We start from the raw sequence: 15280 nt of genomic DNA, 5'->3' as shown, positions 1-15280 counted from the left end.
GAGTCGGGTGGCGCGTTCGCTTACCCGACCTACGGGTTGAGTAGGCCGGATAAGCGCAGCGCCATCCGGCAGTTAAACCCAGTCGCGTACTTTAAGGAACTCACACAAGGCAGCCTCCGGGCTGCCTTCTTTTGGCTCGTAGCAGTACTCCCAGCGCACCAGCGGCGGCATCGACATCAGAATCGACTCCGTGCGCCCACCGGTCTGCAGGCCAAACAGCGTCCCGCGATCCCACACCAGGTTGAACTCCACGTAGCGCCCGCGGCGATAAAGCTGGAATTCACGCTCGCGCACGCCGTAGTCGGTGTTTTTACGGCGTTCGACGATGGGCATATAGGCATCGGTAAAGCCTTCGCCCACCGCGCGCATAAAGCTGAACGCGGTGTCAAAATCGGGCACGTTGAGATCGTCAAAGAACAGCCCGCCGATGCCGCGCTGCTCATCGCGGTGCTTCAGGTAAAAGTAGTCGTCGCACCACTTTTTAAATTTCGGGTAGACGTCTTCGCCAAACGGCAGGCAAAGATCCCGCGCGGTGGTGTGCCAGTGCACGGCGTCCTCTTCGAAGCCGTAGTAGGGCGTGAGGTCGAAACCGCCGCCAAACCACCAGACCGGATCGGCCCCTGGCTTCTCCGCAATGAAAAAACGCACGTTAGCGTGGCTGGTGGGCACAAACGGGTTATGCGGATGCACCACCAGCGAAACGCCCATCGCTTCGAAGCTGCGGCCCGCCAGCTCAGGGCGATGCGCGGTAGCGGAGGCGGGCATGGCGTCGCCGTGAACGTGGGAGAAATTTACGCCCGCCTGTTCAAAAATACCGCCGTTTCGCAGCACGCGGCTGCGCCCGCCGCCGCCGGCTTCGCGCTGCCAGCTATCTTCCTGAAATTCACCGCCGTCTGCGGCGGCCAGTTTCTGGCAGATCGCATCCTGCAGCTGCAGCAGGAAGGTTTTTACCAGTTGAGCATTGGGTTTCATCAACGTTTCCTGGAGTGCGCTTTTTGGTTATCGAACCAGTTGAAGTAACTGATAATGCCGGAGGCGATGGCGTTGGCGATCTTCTGGCGAAACGCCGTGGTGCCGAGCAGTCGTTCTTCTTCCGGGTTGGTAATGAAGGATGTTTCCACCAGCACGGACGGGATGGACGGTGACTTCAGCACCACAAACGCCGCCTGTTCGGTGCTTTTACTGTGCAGGCGGTGCACCGGCTTAATCCGTTTGAGAATATGCGAGCCGAGCGTCAGGCTGTTTTTGATGGTGTCCGTTTGCACGAGATCGAACAGCACCTGCTGCAACAGATGATCTTTGTCAGTGGCCTTCTTACCAGCCACTTCATCCGCCCGGTTTTCACGATCGGAAAGGTACTTCGCCATGGCGCTACTGGCGCCACGGTTGGAGAGGGCAAACACCGACGCGCCCGCGGCGGAAGGGTTGGTAAAGCCGTCCGCGTGAATGGACATAAACAGATCCGCACCGTGCTGGTGGGCAATCTCGACGCGGTCGTACAGCGGAATGAACGTGTCGCCCGTGCGCGTCAGGCGGGCGTCAATGCCGTTGCTGCGTAAAATCGATCGCACATTTTTTGCAATCGCCAGCACGACGTGTTTTTCTTTCGAACCGTTTTTGCCAATGGCACCGGTATCAATCCCGCCGTGGCCCGGATCGAGCATCACCAGACGCTTTGCGCCCGGCTTTTTAGTTTTTGGCTTACTGTGTCCGTTACTGGTTTTGAGCGTGCTCTCGTCTTTTGCCTGAGCCTGCTTTGCGATGCCCGTTAACGTTAAGGCCGCCAGCCCCGCTTTGAGAACCTGACGACGCGATGTGAGTGCTTTTAATGGTTTGAATGTGCTCATGCGGCCTGAATACTAAAAAAAGGGGTCCTGGTGTTATATCGTATCGTGTTTCCCGTTACGACAGTCCTTATTGAGAATTGTTTTACTTTTCATTTCAATACGTGACAAAGTGACATTATGCCAAATTTTGGCGAGATTTTCCCCGGTTATTGGCTAAACGCCCCGTTCACGCCATAATCACTGTTTTTAAACCCGAAAAGGCGGTTAATACCATGGAGATACGCGTTTTTCGCCAGGAAGATTTCGAAGAGGTGATCACCCTTTGGGAGCGCTGCGATCTGCTGCGTCCGTGGAACGATCCGGAAATGGATATCGAACGTAAGCTGAATCACGACGTTAGCCTGTTTCTGGTCGCGGAAGTGAACGGCGAGGTCGTCGGTACCGTGATGGGCGGCTACGATGGCCATCGCGGCTCGGCCTATTATCTGGGCGTCCACCCGGAATATCGGGCGCGCGGCATCGCCAACGCGCTGCTTAATCGGCTCGAGAAGAAGCTGATCGCCCGCGGCTGTCCGAAAATTCAGATCATGGTGCGGGAAGATAACGACGTGGTGCTGGGCATGTATGAACGTCTGGGCTATGAGCACGCTGACGTGCTGAGCTTAGGTAAGCGTCTGATCGAAGATGAAGAGTACTGAGATCCACCCGGCTGACTTTGATGCACAGGGCCGCGTCAGGCTGCCGTTTTTATTCTGGTGCGTTTTGCTCCTGCAGGCCCGCACCTGGGTGCTGTTTGTGATGGCCGGCGCGTCGCGCGGGCAGGGCGATACGCTGCTGAATCTCTTTTATCCCGATCACGATGCTTTCTGGCTCGGCTTACTGCCGGGCGTACCGGCGGTGGTGGCTTTTTTATGCAGCGGTCGGCGGCACGTAATCCCGCGTCTGTGGCGCGCCCTTCGCTGGCTGCTGATCCTCGCCCAGATCGCACTGCTGTTCTGGCAACCCGTGCTCTGGTGGTTGGGTGAACCGCTTTCGGGTATTGGCATCGCGCTGGTGGTGGCGGATATCGTGGCGCTGCTGTGGCTGCTGACGAATCCCCGATTACGCGCCTGTTTTACGCAAGAGTCAGATTAGTGCGGCACTTTTTGCCGATGCCGCACTCCAACAAGCGTTGATTTAATTAGAAAGGACGTTTCAATGAAATCGCTGCGTTTACTTTTATGCGCTCTCCCGCTGGCGTTGACCGGCTGTTCCACGCTCTCTTCTATTAACTGGTCCGCCGCGTATCCGTGGAACTGGTTTGGCTCTTCCATCGAAGTCACCGAGCAGGGCGTAGGAAAAATCACCGCGTCGACCGCGCTCAATCAGGACGCTATTCAGGATGCCCTGAGCAGCGACTACCGCCTGCGTAGCGGGATGAAAACCGAGAATGGCAACATTGTGCGTTACTTTGAAGCGCTGAAGGGTGACAAGCTGGCGCTGGTAATTAACGGTGATAAAGGGACGGTGAACCGCATTGCGGTGCTGGACGATGCTATCCCGACCGCCAGCGGCGTAAAGGTCGGCACCCCGTTTAGCGATCTTTATAAACAGGCCTTTGGCAACTGCAGCAGCGCCCCTTCAGACGATGGCGTTGCGGTGGAATGTAAGGCGGAAGGCAGCCAGCACATCAGCTATGTCTTCACCGGAACCTGGAGCGGCCCGGAAGGATTGATGCCGTCTGACGACACGCTGAAGAGCTGGAAAGTGAGCAAAATAGTCTGGAAGCAGTAATTTGCGCCTGAACAAACCGCCTCGCTGAAATCCGGGTATAATAGCCGCCATCAATGCCACGCTGACGTGGCATCTTTATTTCAGGAGGAGCGATGTCTCAGGTTCAGAGTGGCATTTTGCCAGAACATTGCCGCGCGGCGATTTGGATTGAAGCCAATGTAAAAGGGGACGTGGATGCCCTGCGTGCGGCCAGTAAAGCGTTTGTGGACAAGCTGGCGACCTTCCAGGCCAAATTCCCCGACGCCCACCTCGGTGCCGTTGTTGCCTTCGGCAATAACGTCTGGCGTCAGCTGAGCGGCGGCGAAGGGGCGGAAGAGCTGAAAGACTTTATCCCTTACGGCAAAGGTCTGGCACCAGCTACCCAGTATGACGTGCTGATCCACATTCTCTCCCTGCGTCATGACGTGAACTTCTCCGTTGCGCAGGCGGCGGTCGCGGCCTTTGGCGACAGTATTGAGGTGCAGGAAGAGGTTCACGGCTTCCGCTGGGTGGAGGAGCGCGATCTGAGCGGCTTCGTTGACGGCACCGAAAACCCGGCGGGTGAAGAGGTTCGTCGCGACGTGGCGGTGATTAAAGACGGCGTGGACGCGGGCGGCAGCTATGTGTTCGTCCAGCGCTGGGAGCACAACCTCAAGCAGCTTAACCGCATGAGCGTGCACGACCAGGAGATGATGATTGGTCGTACTAAAGAAGCCAACGAAGAGATTGACGGCGACGAGCGTCCGGTGACCTCTCACCTGAGCCGAGTAGACCTCAAAGAGGACGGTAAAGGGCTGAAGATTGTTCGCCAGAGCCTGCCGTACGGCACCGCAAGCGGCACGCACGGCCTCTACTTCTGCGCCTACTGCGCGCGCCTGCACAACATTGAGCAGCAACTGCTGAGCATGTTCGGTGACACCGACGGCAAGCGCGACGCCATGCTGCGCTTCACCAAACCGGTGACCGGCGGCTACTACTTTGCGCCGTCCGTTGAGCGACTGCTGGCGCTGTAACACCCCTCACCCTGACCCTCTCCCCACAGGGGAGAGGGGATTATTGCCTTATTCCCTTTTCTGCTTGTAAATCACCAAACGGTATATAAAACCGTTACTCCTTTCATCCCCGTTATAAATATTATGACTATAAGATAGTCATCACATTTATAAGGGTGCGCAATGGCCGTTACTGTACTGAAAAAAGGAACTCTGGCGCTGGCTGGTATACTGCTGGTGGCCCAGGCGCAGGCGACCGAGCTGCTGAACAGCTCGTATGACGTCTCCCGCGAGCTGTTTGCCGCCCTTAACCCACCGTTTGAGCAACAGTGGGCGAAAGACAATAACGGCGATAAGCTGACCATCAAGCAGTCCCACGCCGGCTCGTCCAAGCAGGCGCTGGCGATTTTGCAGGGGCTGAAAGCGGACGTCGTGACCTATAACCAGGTGACTGACGTGCAGATCCTGCACGACAAGGGCAAGCTGATCCCGGCTGACTGGCAGAGCCGCCTGCCGAACAACAGCTCGCCGTTCTACTCCACCATGGGCTTCCTGGTGCGTAAGGGCAATCCAAAGAACATCCACGACTGGAGCGACCTGGTGCGTTCCGACGTGAAGCTGATTTTCCCGAACCCAAAAACCTCCGGTAACGCACGCTACACCTGGTTAGCCGCGTGGGGCGCGGCGGACAAGGCTGACGGAAACGACAAAGCCAAAACCGAGCAGTTCATGACCCAGTTCCTGAAAAACGTCGAAGTGTTCGATACCGGCGGCCGCGGTGCGACCACCACCTTCGCCGAACGCGGTCTGGGTGACGTGCTGATCAGCTTTGAATCCGAAGTGAACAACATTCGCAAGCAGTACGAAGCGCAGGGCTTCGAGGTGGTTATCCCGAAAACCAACATCCTGGCCGAGTTCCCGATAGCGTGGGTGGATAAAAACGTGCAGGCGAACGGCACCGAGAAAGCGGCAAAAGCCTATCTCAACTACCTGTACAGCCCGCAGGCGCAGACCATCATTACCGATTACTACTACCGCGTGAACAACCCGGACGTCATGAACAAACTGAAAGACAAATTCCCGCAGACCGCCCTGTTCCGCGTGGAAGATCATTTCGGCTCCTGGCCTGAGGTGATGAAAACGCACTTTGCCAGCGGCGGTGAGTTAGACAAATTGCTGGCGGCGGGGCGTAAGTAATGTTTGCAGTCTCGACAAAACGCGTGCTGCCGGGCTTTACCTTAAGCCTGGGGACCAGCCTGCTGTTCGTCTGCCTGATCCTGCTGTTGCCGCTCAGCGCGCTGGTGATGCAACTTGCTCAGATGAGCTGGGCGCAGTACTGGGAGGTCATCACCAACCCGCAGGTGGTGGCGGCCTATAAGGTGACGCTGCTGTCGGCGTTTGTCGCCTCCATTTTTAACGGCGTGTTTGGCCTGCTGATGGCGTGGATCTTAACCCGCTATCGCTTCCCGGGTCGCACGCTGCTTGATGCACTGATGGATCTGCCGTTTGCGCTGCCGACGGCGGTCGCGGGCTTAACCCTCGCGTCGCTCTTCTCCGTGAACGGGCTGTACGGCGAGTGGCTGGCGAAGTTTGATATCAAAGTGACCTATACCTGGCTTGGGATCGCGGTGGCGATGGCCTTTACCAGCATCCCGTTTGTGGTCCGTACCGTGCAGCCGGTGCTGGAAGAGCTGGGTCCGGAATATGAAGAGGCGGCGGAAACGCTGGGCGCCACGCGCTGGCAGAGCTTCCGTAAAGTGGTTCTGCCGGAGCTTTCTCCGGCGCTGATGGCGGGCGTCGCGCTGTCGTTTACCCGCAGCCTGGGTGAGTTCGGCGCGGTGATTTTTATCGCCGGGAACATCGCCTGGAAAACGGAAGTTACTTCGCTGATGATTTTCATCCGTCTGCAGGAGTTTGATTACCCGGCGGCGAGCGCGATTGCCTCGGTGATCCTGGCGGCCTCGCTGCTGCTGCTGTACTCGATTAACACTCTGCAAAGTCGCTTTGGTCGACGTGTGGTAGGTCACTGATGGCGGAAGTTACGCAATTGAAGCGATACGATGCGCCCCGCATCAACTGGGGTAAATGGTTTCTGATTGGCGTGGGCGTGCTGGTGTCTGCCCTCATTCTCGTCGTCCCGACGGTTTATATCTTCGTTCAGGCGTTCAGCAAGGGGCTGATGCCCGCGCTGGAGAACCTGGCGGACCCGGATATGCTGCATGCCATCTGGCTGACGGTGCTGATTGCGTTGATCACCGTGCCGGTGAACCTGGTATTCGGTACCCTGCTGGCCTGGCTGGTGACGCGCTTTAACTTCCCGGGACGTCAGATGCTGCTGACGCTGCTGGATATTCCCTTTGCCGTGTCGCCGGTGGTGGCGGGTCTGGTGTACCTGCTCTTTTACGGCTCCAACGGTCCGCTGGGCGGCTGGCTGGATGCGCATAACCTGCAGATCATGTTCGCCTGGCCGGGCATGGTGCTGGTGACCATCTTCGTGACCTGTCCGTTTGTGGTGCGTGAGCTGGTGCCGGTGATGTTAAGCCAGGGCAGCAACGAAGATGAAGCAGCGGTGTTGCTGGGCGCGTCAGGCTGGCAGATGTTCCGTCGCGTCACGCTGCCGAACATTCGCTGGGCGCTGCTTTACGGCGTGGTGCTGACCAACGCCCGCGCGATCGGTGAGTTCGGTGCCGTTTCCGTTGTTTCCGGCTCCATCCGTGGTGAGACCCTGTCGCTGCCGCTCCAGATTGAACTGCTGCAGCAGGACTACAACACCATTGGCTCGTTTACTGCCGCAGCGTTGCTGACGCTGATGGCCATTTTGACCCTGTTTTTGAAGAGTGTGGTGCAGTGGCGTTTAGAAAATCAGGAAAAACGTCAGCATCAGGAGGGAAATCATGAGCATTGAGATTGCCAATATTAAGAAGTCTTTTGGTCGCACCCAGGTGCTGAATGATATCTCGCTGGATATCCCTTCCGGACAAATGGTGGCGCTGCTTGGGCCGTCTGGCTCGGGAAAAACCACGCTGCTGCGTATTATCGCCGGGCTTGAGCATCAGACCAGCGGGCATATCCGCTTCCACGGCACCGACGTGAGCCGCCTGCACGCCCGCGATCGTAAAGTGGGCTTTGTGTTTCAGCACTACGCTCTCTTCCGCCACATGACCGTGTTCGACAACATCGCCTTTGGCCTGACCGTGTTGCCGCGTCGCGAGCGCCCGGATGCGGCAACCATTAAAGCGAAAGTGACCAAACTGCTGGAGATGGTGCAGCTGGCTCACCTGGCGGACCGTTTCCCGGCCCAGCTTTCCGGTGGGCAGAAACAGCGCGTGGCGCTGGCGCGCGCGCTTGCCGTTGAGCCTCAAATTTTGCTGTTGGATGAGCCGTTTGGCGCGCTGGATGCGCAGGTGCGTAAAGAGCTGCGCCGCTGGCTGCGCCAGCTGCATGAAGAGCTGAAGTTCACCAGCGTCTTCGTGACCCACGACCAGGAAGAGGCGATGGAAGTTGCGGACCGCGTGGTGGTCATGAGCCAGGGCAACATTGAGCAGGTTGACGAGCCGGAGCAGCTCTGGCGCGAGCCGGCGACCCGCTTCGTGCTGGAGTTTATGGGCGAGGTAAACCGTCTGCAGGGCACCATTCGCGGTGGGCAGTTCCACGTCGGCGCGCACCGCTGGCCGCTGGGCTACACCTCCGCGCATCAGGGGCCGGTCGATCTGTTCCTGCGCCCATGGGAGGTGGACGTCAGCCGCCGAACCAGCCTGGATTCACCGCTGCCGGTTCAGGTGCTGGAAGCTAGCCCTAAAGGTCACTACACCCAATTGGTGGTACAGCCGCTGGGCTGGTATACCGAGCCGCTGACCGTGGTTATGCGCGACGATGTGCCGCCGCACCGGGGAGAGCGCCTGTTTGTCGGGCTGCAGCATGCCCGGATTTATCACGGTAACGAGCGGATTGAGACGCGCGAGGATATTGCTCTGGCGGAGTCAGCCTGATAGGTTAGGATTACGTAGTTTTGCCGGGTGGCGCTGCGCTTACCCGGCCTACAATATGACGTCTGTAGGCCCGGTAAGCGAAGCGCCACCGGGCTTTTTATTGGACAGCGATCATGAAAACATTAGAAAACACCATCGGCAACACGCCTCTGGTCAAGCTTCAGCGTATGGGGCCAGACAACGGCAGTGAAATCTGGGTCAAACTCGAAGGCAATAACCCGGCGGGGTCGGTAAAAGACCGCGCGGCGCTGTCGATGATTGTCCAGGCCGAAAAACGCGGTGAAATTAAGCCCGGCGACGTGCTGATTGAAGCCACCAGCGGCAACACCGGCATCGCCCTGGCGATGATTGCGGCGCTGAAAGGCTACCGCATGAAGCTGCTGATGCCGGACAACATGAGCCAGGAGCGCCGCGCCGCGATGCGTGCCTACGGGGCCGAGCTGATTCTGGTGACCAAAGAGCAGGGGATGGAAGGCGCGCGCGACTTAGCGTTAGAAATGGCCGGGCGCGGCGAAGGTAAGCTGCTCGACCAGTTCAACAACCCGGACAACCCGTACGCGCACTACACCACTACCGGGCCGGAAATTTGGCAGCAAACCGACGGACGCATCACCCATTTTGTCTCCAGCATGGGCACCACCGGCACCATTACCGGCGTGTCGCGTTTTCTGCGCGAGCAGGCGAAAGCTGTCACCATCGTTGGCCTGCAGCCGGAAGAGGGGAGCAGCATTCCGGGCATTCGCCGCTGGCCTGCGGAGTATATGCCCGGCATCTTTAATGCGCAGCTTGTGGACCAGGTGCTGGATCTTCACCAGCGCGAGGCGGAAAATACCATGCGTGAGCTGGCCGTGCGCGAAGGTATCTTCTGCGGCGTTAGCTCGGGCGGCGCGGTAGCGGGTGCGATTCGGGTAGCACAGGCAAACCCGGGTGCCGTAGTGGTGGCGATTATTTGCGATCGCGGCGATCGCTATCTGTCTACCGGCGTCTTTGGTGAAGAAAGTTATTCGCAGGGGGCGGGGATTTAAGCATCATGGAGATGATTCTATTCCGGGATAATACCCGGGCGCAGCAAACCGACATTGTCGCCGTGCAGTCGCAGGTGGTTTACGGCAGCGTGGGGAACAGCATTGCGGTTCCGAATATTCGTACCCACAGGCTGAACGTTACCGCCGTGCCGACGGTACTGTTCAGCAACACGCCGCACTATGACACGTTTTATGGTGGAGTGATCCCCGACGAGTGGTTCAGCGGCTACCTGAAGGCGCTGGAAGAGCGAGAGATCCTGCGCGAGCTTAAGGCGGTCACCACCGGCTATATGGGCAGTGCCAGCCAGATCGTACTGCTGGCGCAGTGGCTGAAGGCGGTCAAAGCGCAGCATCCTGACCTGCTGGTGCTGGTCGATCCGGTTATCGGCGATATCGACAGCGGGATGTACGTGAAGCCCGAGATCCCGCAGGCGTATCGGGAGCACCTGCTGCCACTGGCGCAGGGGATCACGCCAAACGTCTATGAGCTCGAAGTGTTGAGCGGCAAACCGTGCCGTACGCCGGAAAGCGCCATCGCGGCGGCGCAGGGACTGCTCTCTGACAGCCTGAAATGGGTGGCGATCACAAGCGCGCCGGTCGCAGACGACCCGGAAAACATCCATGTGGTGCTGGTGACGAATGAAGGCGTGACCGTCAGCGCTCACCCGCGCGTAGAAACCGATCTGAAAGGGACGGGCGACCTGTTCTGTTCAGAGTTGGTGAGCGGCATTGTAGAGGGGAAAACCGTTGCCGATGCCATTCGCATGGCCGGCGATCGGGTGACTGACGTGATGCTTTATACCCAGTCGAAAGGCTATGACGAGCTTATCCTCCCTGCATAAACAAAAATGGCGCCCGAAGGCGCCATTTTTCTGTGCGGCAAGAATTACTTCTTGATGCGGATAACCGGGGTTTCACCCACGGTGACGCTGCCAGACAGTTTGATCAGTTCTTTGATTTCGTCCATGTTGGAGATAACAACCGGCGTCAGGGTAGACTTGGCTTTTTCTTCCAGCAGTGGCAGATCGAATTCAATCACCGGGTCGCCAACTTTAACACGCTGGCCTTCTTCCGCGATACGTTTGAAGCCTTCGCCTTTCAGTTCAACGGTGTCGATACCGAAGTGAACGAACAGTTCGATACCGCTATCTGATTCGATAGAGAACGCATGGTTGGTTTCAAAAATTTTACCGATGGTGCCGTCAACTGGAGCAACCATTTTGTTGCCAGTTGGTTTGATAGCAATGCCATCACCAACGATTTTCTCAGCAAACACTACATCCGGCACGTCTTCGATGTTGACGATCTCGCCGGAGAGCGGAGCAACAATCTCAATAGTTCCGGAGTCTTTCTTATCATCAGAAACCAGAGATTTCAGTTTATCGAACAAACCCATGATCTTCTCCTAAGCAGTAATTTGGGCCGCATCTCGTGGATTAGCAGATTGTTTTTTCTTCAATGAACTTGTTAACCAGCGTCATTAACTCGTCCGTTGTCGGTTGAGCAAGAGCCTGCTCTGCTAACACCTTCGCATCTTCGAAGTTCGTGTTACGGATAATCTTCTTAATGCGCGGGATGGAAATGGCGCTCATAGAGAATTCGTCCAGACCCATACCCAGCAACAGAAGTGTAGCACGTTCGTCGCCTGCAAGCTCACCACACATGCCAGTCCATTTACCTTCTGCATGAGAAGCATCAATAACTTGCTTGATCAAGTTCAGTACGGACGGTGACATTGGCTGGTAGAGATGTGAAATCATATCATTACCACGGTCAACTGCCAGGGTGTACTGCGTTAAATCATTGGTGCCGATACTAAAGAAATCAACTTCTTTGGCTAAATGACGCGCAATAGTCGCCGCAGCAGGTGTTTCCACCATCACGCCGATCTCAATTGACTCGTCAAACGCTTTACCTTCGTCACGCAGTTCCTGTTTGTAGATTTCGATCTCTTTCTTCAGTGCACGCACTTCTTCAACAGAGATGATCATCGGGAACATGATGCGCAGTTTACCGAAAGCGGAGGCACGCAGGATTGCGCGAACTTGGTCACGCAGGATCTCTTTACGATCCATCGCGATACGAATCGCACGCCAGCCCAGGAATGGGTTCTCTTCTTTCGGGAAGTTCATGTACGGCAGCTCTTTGTCGCCACCGATGTCCATGGTACGGACGATAACCGCCTGAGAGCCACACGCTTCAGCCACGGCTTTATAAGCAGCAAACTGCTCTTCTTCCGTTGGCAGCGCGTCGCGGTCCATGAACAGGAATTCTGTACGATAGAGACCTACGCCTTCCGCACCGTTGCGCTCAGCGCCATCAACGTCGCGGACGGTACCGATGTTTGCGCACACTTCTACCTGATGGCCGTCCAGGGTGATGGCTGGCAGGTCTTTCAGCTTAGCGAGTTCCGCTTTTTCAGTCGCAACCTGCTCCTGAACCGCGCGCAGTTTTTCGATCTCTTTGTTAGTTGGGTTGACGTAAACCAGATTGTTTACGGCATCCAGAATCAGATAATCGCCGTTTTTCACCTGAGAGGTGACGCTACCGGTACCCACGATGGCAGGCAGTTCCAGGGAGCGCGCCATGATAGAGGTGTGGGAGGTACGGCCACCCGCGTCGGTGATGAAACCGAGGACCTTTTTCAGGTTCAGCTGTGCGGTTTCAGACGGGGTGAGGTCAGCGGCAACCAGGATCACTTCATCCTGAATCGCGCTCAGGTCGATGATGGCCAGGCCCAGGATGTTGCGCAGCAGGCGCTTACCGATGTCACGTACGTCAGCCGCACGCTCTTTCAGGTATTCATCATCCAGTTCTTCCAGGGCAGTTGCCTGACCTTCGATAACTTCATGCGCAGCCGCGTCGGCCGTCATGCCTTTATCTTTAATCAGGGCTATGATTTCCTGCTCCAGCTCCTCATCTTCGAGCAGCATGATGTGCCCTTCGAAGATGGCTTCTTTTTCTTCACCGAAAGTTTCGCCAGCTTTAGTTTTGATTGCTTCCAGTTGCGCAGATGCCTTGGCACGACCGCTCAGAAAACGTTCAACTTCCTGATCAACCTTGTCGGCAGAAATTTTTTTCCGGTCGATGACGATCTCGTCTTCTTTCAGCAGCAGTGCTTTGCCGAAAGCGATACCCGGGGATGCTAAAATGCCTGAAATCATAACCCTACCTTACTTGTGACTGATATTTAAAAGAACCCGGAAACTTACTCGAGCTCAGCCATCAGTTTTACCAGATGCTCAACTGCTTTCTGCTCGTCTTCACCTTCAGCAGAGATGGTGACAACGGTGCCCTGAGTCAGGCCCAGAGTCTGCAGTTTAAACAGGCTTTTTGCGCTGGCGCTTTTGCCGTTGGAAGTCACAGTGATTTCAGAAGTGAAGCCTTTCGCTTCTTTAACAAACTGAGCAGCAGGGCGGGTGTGCAGACCGTTCGGAGCGGTAATGGTAACTTCTTGCTGGAACATTGTATTTCCCCAACTTATAGGTTTAGTGTTGTGGAACTAAAGTCTAGCCTGGCGACTGAACTTTAGCCTGTATTGTTAGCGCTGACGTTTCGATCGTCATTAAACATTATGCAGCGAAAGCAAGACTTGAACCAAATCATAAAATCGATTCAGCAAGGCTATTTCGTTCACTGATTAATTTCACGCATCAAAATAATTGCTGGTTTAAATACCAGACCCTACGGGGTGAAGCAATGCCAGGAGGGGCAAAAGTTTGAAGCAGGCCACAAAAAAGCACCTGAAAAGGTGCTTTTTTACGCGTTATTAACATGCTGGCACTACTGTTGCAGCTCTTTTTCGGTAAACAGATCGGCAAACAGTGCGGTGCTCAAGTAACGCTCACCCGAGGAAGGAAGGATAACCACAATATTCTTATTGGTAAAGGCTTCATCTTCCTGAAGTTTGAGCGCCGCCGCAACGGCCGCACCGGAAGAGATACCCGCCAGAATGCCTTCTTCATCCATCAGGCGACGCGCGGTAGAGATGGCTTCTTCGTTAGTGATGGTGACGACTTTATCGATCAGCTTCAGATCCAGGTTGCCCGGAATGAAGCCTGCGCCAATGCCCTGGATTTTATGCGGGCCTGGCTTGAGCTCTTCACCCGCCAGTGCCTGGGTGATAACCGGTGAGTCGGTTGGCTCAACGGCAACGGTGATCAGGTCTTTTTTACCCTTTGTGCCTTTAATATAGCGAGACACGCCGGTCAGCGTTCCGCCGGTACCCACGCCGGAGATAAATACATCAACCTGGCCGTCGGTATCTTCCCAGATTTCCGGGCCGGTGGTCTTCTCGTGAATTTCCGGGTTAGCCGGGTTGCTGAACTGCTGCAGCAGCAGGTATTTCGCCGGATCGCTGGCCACAATCTCTTCCGCTTTCTGAATGGCACCCTTCATGCCCTTCGCGCCTTCGGTCAGGACCAGGTTCGCGCCCAGCGCTTTGAGCAGCTTGCGACGTTCAATGCTCATGGTTTCCGGCATGGTCAGCGTTAGCTTGTAGCCACGCGCGGCGGCAACATAGGCCAGAGCGATACCGGTGTTACCGCTGGTCGGTTCCACCAGCTCAACGCCAGGCTTCAGCACGCCACGTTTTTCAGCATCCCAAATCATGTTTGCACCGATACGGCATTTTACGCTGAAGCTCGGGTTACGTGATTCGACCTTCGCCAGAATGCGTCCATTACCGATACGGTTCAGTCGAACCAGGGGCGTATGACCGATAGTCAGCGAGTTGTCTTCATAAATCTTACTCATGGCCTGTCCTTAACTGTATGAAATTGGGATACCGACCCAGCATACCTGCTAAGCAGGTAGGGGGAAGTAAGGAATTCGCATATCTATATACTGCAAGGAAATAATGGGGATCAGTATGGAATAAGGGGCGGCATAAGCCACCCCTGCTTTACACATTTTTGCATTATTTCCATAACGCGTGCTTAGCACGGTAGCAGTCCACCCACATCGCCGTCGCGCCGCAAACCGCAACCGGCATGATGAACAGGTTAAGGAAGGGAATCATGGTGAACAGGCTGGTCAGCGCGCCGAACTGCATATTGGCGACCTTCCGGGTGCGCAGGGTAGTGCGCATCGCTTTAAACGGCACCTTGTGGTTATCAAACGGATAGTCGCAGTACTGGATGGCGAGCATCCAGGCGCTGAACAGGAACCACAGCACCGGCGCAACCGTCTGGCCAATGCCGGGGACAAAGTAGAGGGCAAGCAGCACAACCGCGCGGGGGAGGTACCAGGCAAATTTCTGCCACTCGCGCTTCATAATGCGCGGGATATCTTTCACGATCCCCAGTACGCCCGTGTCCGGCGGCGTCGCGCCGGTAAGCCGCGCCTCCAGCTGTTCCGCCAGCAGGCCGTTAAACGGCGCGGCTATCCAGTTCGCAATCGTTGAGAAGAAATAGCCGAACACCAGCAGCACAGAGATGACCGCCACCGGCCAGAGCAGATAGTTCAGCCACTGCAGCCAGTCCGGTACGTAGCTCATCAGCGACGGGATCCAGCTTTCGAGCTTTGTGAACAGCCACCAGAACGCGCCGCCCATCAGAATAATGTTGATCAGCAGCGGCAGAATGACGAAGCGTCGGATACCCGGCAGTGAAACCAGTTTCCAGCCCTGTGAAAAATACCAGACGCCGCTGCGCGGGGGAGAAGACGATGTTGAAACCATAACCAGGCTGTACTCCTTTTTTCACAACCAGTGGAATTGCCCGCCTATATTATCC

General features: G+C 56.3%; 17 protein-coding genes. 10 read left to right on the top strand and 7 right to left on the bottom strand.

Annotated elements, in window-relative coordinates; translation table 11 throughout:
• Nucleotides 1-72: 72 nt before the first annotated feature.
• Together hemF and amiA are read right to left on the bottom strand one after the other, a co-directional pair.
• On the bottom strand, nucleotides 73-972 hold the full coding sequence (hemF, locus tag ACR42C_RS16470; protein ID WP_316380598.1) for an oxygen-dependent coproporphyrinogen oxidase: 900 nt from the start codon (nucleotides 970-972) through the stop codon (nucleotides 73-75).
• Nucleotides 972-1847, bottom strand: coding sequence for an N-acetylmuramoyl-L-alanine amidase AmiA (gene amiA, locus ACR42C_RS16465; protein ID WP_116343151.1), 876 nt, complete (start codon nucleotides 1845-1847; stop codon nucleotides 972-974). The genes hemF and amiA overlap by 1 nt, the downstream gene beginning before the upstream one ends.
• A 212-nt stretch (nucleotides 1848-2059) precedes the next feature.
• Between amiA and ACR42C_RS16460 the strand changes: the two genes are divergently transcribed.
• From ACR42C_RS16460 to pdxK, 10 genes are all read left to right on the top strand, one after another.
• Nucleotides 2060-2485: a GNAT family acetyltransferase gene (locus tag ACR42C_RS16460; RefSeq protein WP_116343149.1), complete on the top strand. Its 426-nt coding sequence runs from the start codon at nucleotides 2060-2062 to the stop codon at nucleotides 2483-2485.
• Complete coding sequence (locus ACR42C_RS16455; protein WP_192983612.1) at nucleotides 2472-2921, top strand: DUF2919 domain-containing protein; 450 nt, start codon at nucleotides 2472-2474, stop codon at nucleotides 2919-2921. Before ACR42C_RS16460 ends, ACR42C_RS16455 begins: the two co-directional genes overlap by 14 nt.
• Nucleotides 2922-2984: 63 nt before the next feature.
• On the top strand, nucleotides 2985-3560 hold the full coding sequence (locus ACR42C_RS16450; protein WP_192983615.1) for an RpoE-regulated lipoprotein: 576 nt from the start codon (nucleotides 2985-2987) through the stop codon (nucleotides 3558-3560).
• A 92-nt stretch (nucleotides 3561-3652) separates the two neighbouring features.
• The gene (locus ACR42C_RS16445) at nucleotides 3653-4552 is read left to right on the top strand and encodes a Dyp-type peroxidase (protein WP_116343143.1); all 900 of its coding nucleotides are present in this window, start codon (nucleotides 3653-3655) and stop codon (nucleotides 4550-4552) included.
• 162 nt (nucleotides 4553-4714) lie between these two features.
• The gene (locus ACR42C_RS16440; protein ID WP_479984344.1) at nucleotides 4715-5728 is read left to right on the top strand and encodes a sulfate ABC transporter substrate-binding protein; all 1014 of its coding nucleotides are present in this window, start codon (nucleotides 4715-4717) and stop codon (nucleotides 5726-5728) included.
• Nucleotides 5728-6561, top strand: coding sequence for a sulfate/thiosulfate ABC transporter permease CysT (cysT, locus tag ACR42C_RS16435; RefSeq protein WP_061097449.1), 834 nt, complete (start codon nucleotides 5728-5730; stop codon nucleotides 6559-6561). The genes ACR42C_RS16440 and cysT overlap by 1 nt, the downstream gene beginning before the upstream one ends.
• Nucleotides 6561-7436, top strand: coding sequence for a sulfate/thiosulfate ABC transporter permease CysW (cysW, locus tag ACR42C_RS16430; RefSeq protein WP_116343139.1), 876 nt, complete (start codon nucleotides 6561-6563; stop codon nucleotides 7434-7436). The genes cysT and cysW overlap by 1 nt, the downstream gene beginning before the upstream one ends.
• Nucleotides 7426-8520, top strand: coding sequence for a sulfate/thiosulfate ABC transporter ATP-binding protein CysA (cysA, locus tag ACR42C_RS16425; protein ID WP_023615695.1), 1095 nt, complete (start codon nucleotides 7426-7428; stop codon nucleotides 8518-8520). Before cysW ends, cysA begins: the two co-directional genes overlap by 11 nt.
• 113 nt (nucleotides 8521-8633) lie before the next feature.
• Complete coding sequence (cysM, locus tag ACR42C_RS16420) at nucleotides 8634-9545, top strand: cysteine synthase CysM (protein WP_316380596.1); 912 nt, start codon at nucleotides 8634-8636, stop codon at nucleotides 9543-9545.
• Nucleotides 9546-9550: 5 nt separating this feature from the next.
• Entirely contained in the window at nucleotides 9551-10387 is an 837-nt protein-coding gene (gene pdxK, locus ACR42C_RS16415; protein ID WP_023332955.1) for a pyridoxine/pyridoxal/pyridoxamine kinase, read from the top strand.
• A gap of 44 nt (nucleotides 10388-10431) precedes the next feature.
• Here the strand turns inward: pdxK and crr are convergent, their stop codons facing one another.
• From crr to cysZ, 5 genes are all read right to left on the bottom strand, one after another.
• The gene (crr, locus tag ACR42C_RS16410) at nucleotides 10432-10941 is read right to left on the bottom strand and encodes a PTS glucose transporter subunit IIA (RefSeq protein WP_003861316.1); all 510 of its coding nucleotides are present in this window, start codon (nucleotides 10939-10941) and stop codon (nucleotides 10432-10434) included.
• 40 nt (nucleotides 10942-10981) lie between these two features.
• The gene (ptsI, locus tag ACR42C_RS16405; RefSeq protein WP_479984343.1) at nucleotides 10982-12709 is read right to left on the bottom strand and encodes a phosphoenolpyruvate-protein phosphotransferase PtsI; all 1728 of its coding nucleotides are present in this window, start codon (nucleotides 12707-12709) and stop codon (nucleotides 10982-10984) included.
• A 44-nt stretch (nucleotides 12710-12753) separates the two neighbouring features.
• Nucleotides 12754-13011, bottom strand: a complete 258-nt coding sequence (gene ptsH / locus ACR42C_RS16400; RefSeq protein ID WP_000487600.1) for a phosphocarrier protein Hpr — start codon at nucleotides 13009-13011, stop codon at nucleotides 12754-12756.
• Between the two features lie 317 nt (nucleotides 13012-13328).
• Nucleotides 13329-14300, bottom strand: a complete 972-nt coding sequence (gene cysK / locus ACR42C_RS16395) for a cysteine synthase A (RefSeq protein WP_014884739.1) — start codon at nucleotides 14298-14300, stop codon at nucleotides 13329-13331.
• A 163-nt stretch (nucleotides 14301-14463) separates the two neighbouring features.
• Nucleotides 14464-15225 carry a sulfate transporter CysZ gene (cysZ, locus tag ACR42C_RS16390; protein ID WP_116343129.1) on the bottom strand — a complete coding sequence of 254 codons (762 nt, stop codon included), beginning with the start codon at nucleotides 15223-15225 and terminating at the stop codon, nucleotides 14464-14466.
• Nucleotides 15226-15280: the final 55 nt, after the last annotated feature.

It is taken from the genome of Enterobacter sp. MG-EB028 (assembly GCF_056673305.1).
Note: the sequence above shows the minus strand (reverse complement) of the source record. Positions and strands in the feature narration are given on the sequence as shown.

Bases quoted from the DNA above. Each gene is read 5' to 3' on its own strand.
- ACR42C_RS16445 (WP_116343143.1), top strand. From the start codon at position 3,653: ATGTCTCAGGTTCAGAGTGGCATTTTGCCAGAACATTGCCGCGCGGCG.
- ptsI (WP_479984343.1), bottom strand. From the start codon at position 12,709: ATGATTTCAGGCATTTTAGCATCCCCGGGTATCGCTTTCGGCAAAGCA.
- cysT (WP_061097449.1), top strand. From the start codon at position 5,728: ATGTTTGCAGTCTCGACAAAACGCGTGCTGCCGGGCTTTACCTTAAGC.
- ACR42C_RS16450 (WP_192983615.1), top strand. From the start codon at position 2,985: ATGAAATCGCTGCGTTTACTTTTATGCGCTCTCCCGCTGGCGTTGACC.
- cysW (WP_116343139.1), top strand. From the start codon at position 6,561: ATGGCGGAAGTTACGCAATTGAAGCGATACGATGCGCCCCGCATCAAC.
- cysM (WP_316380596.1), top strand. From the start codon at position 8,634: ATGAAAACATTAGAAAACACCATCGGCAACACGCCTCTGGTCAAGCTT.
- ACR42C_RS16440 (WP_479984344.1), top strand. From the start codon at position 4,715: ATGGCCGTTACTGTACTGAAAAAAGGAACTCTGGCGCTGGCTGGTATA.
- pdxK (WP_023332955.1), top strand. From the start codon at position 9,551: ATGGAGATGATTCTATTCCGGGATAATACCCGGGCGCAGCAAACCGAC.
- amiA (WP_116343151.1), bottom strand. From the start codon at position 1,847: ATGAGCACATTCAAACCATTAAAAGCACTCACATCGCGTCGTCAGGTT.
- cysZ (WP_116343129.1), bottom strand. From the start codon at position 15,225: ATGGTTTCAACATCGTCTTCTCCCCCGCGCAGCGGCGTCTGGTATTTT.
- crr (WP_003861316.1), bottom strand. From the start codon at position 10,941: ATGGGTTTGTTCGATAAACTGAAATCTCTGGTTTCTGATGATAAGAAA.
- cysK (WP_014884739.1), bottom strand. From the start codon at position 14,300: ATGAGTAAGATTTATGAAGACAACTCGCTGACTATCGGTCATACGCCC.
- ACR42C_RS16460 (WP_116343149.1), top strand. From the start codon at position 2,060: ATGGAGATACGCGTTTTTCGCCAGGAAGATTTCGAAGAGGTGATCACC.
- ACR42C_RS16455 (WP_192983612.1), top strand. From the start codon at position 2,472: ATGAAGAGTACTGAGATCCACCCGGCTGACTTTGATGCACAGGGCCGC.
- hemF (WP_316380598.1), bottom strand. From the start codon at position 972: ATGAAACCCAATGCTCAACTGGTAAAAACCTTCCTGCTGCAGCTGCAG.
- cysA (WP_023615695.1), top strand. From the start codon at position 7,426: ATGAGCATTGAGATTGCCAATATTAAGAAGTCTTTTGGTCGCACCCAG.
- ptsH (WP_000487600.1), bottom strand. From the start codon at position 13,011: ATGTTCCAGCAAGAAGTTACCATTACCGCTCCGAACGGTCTGCACACC.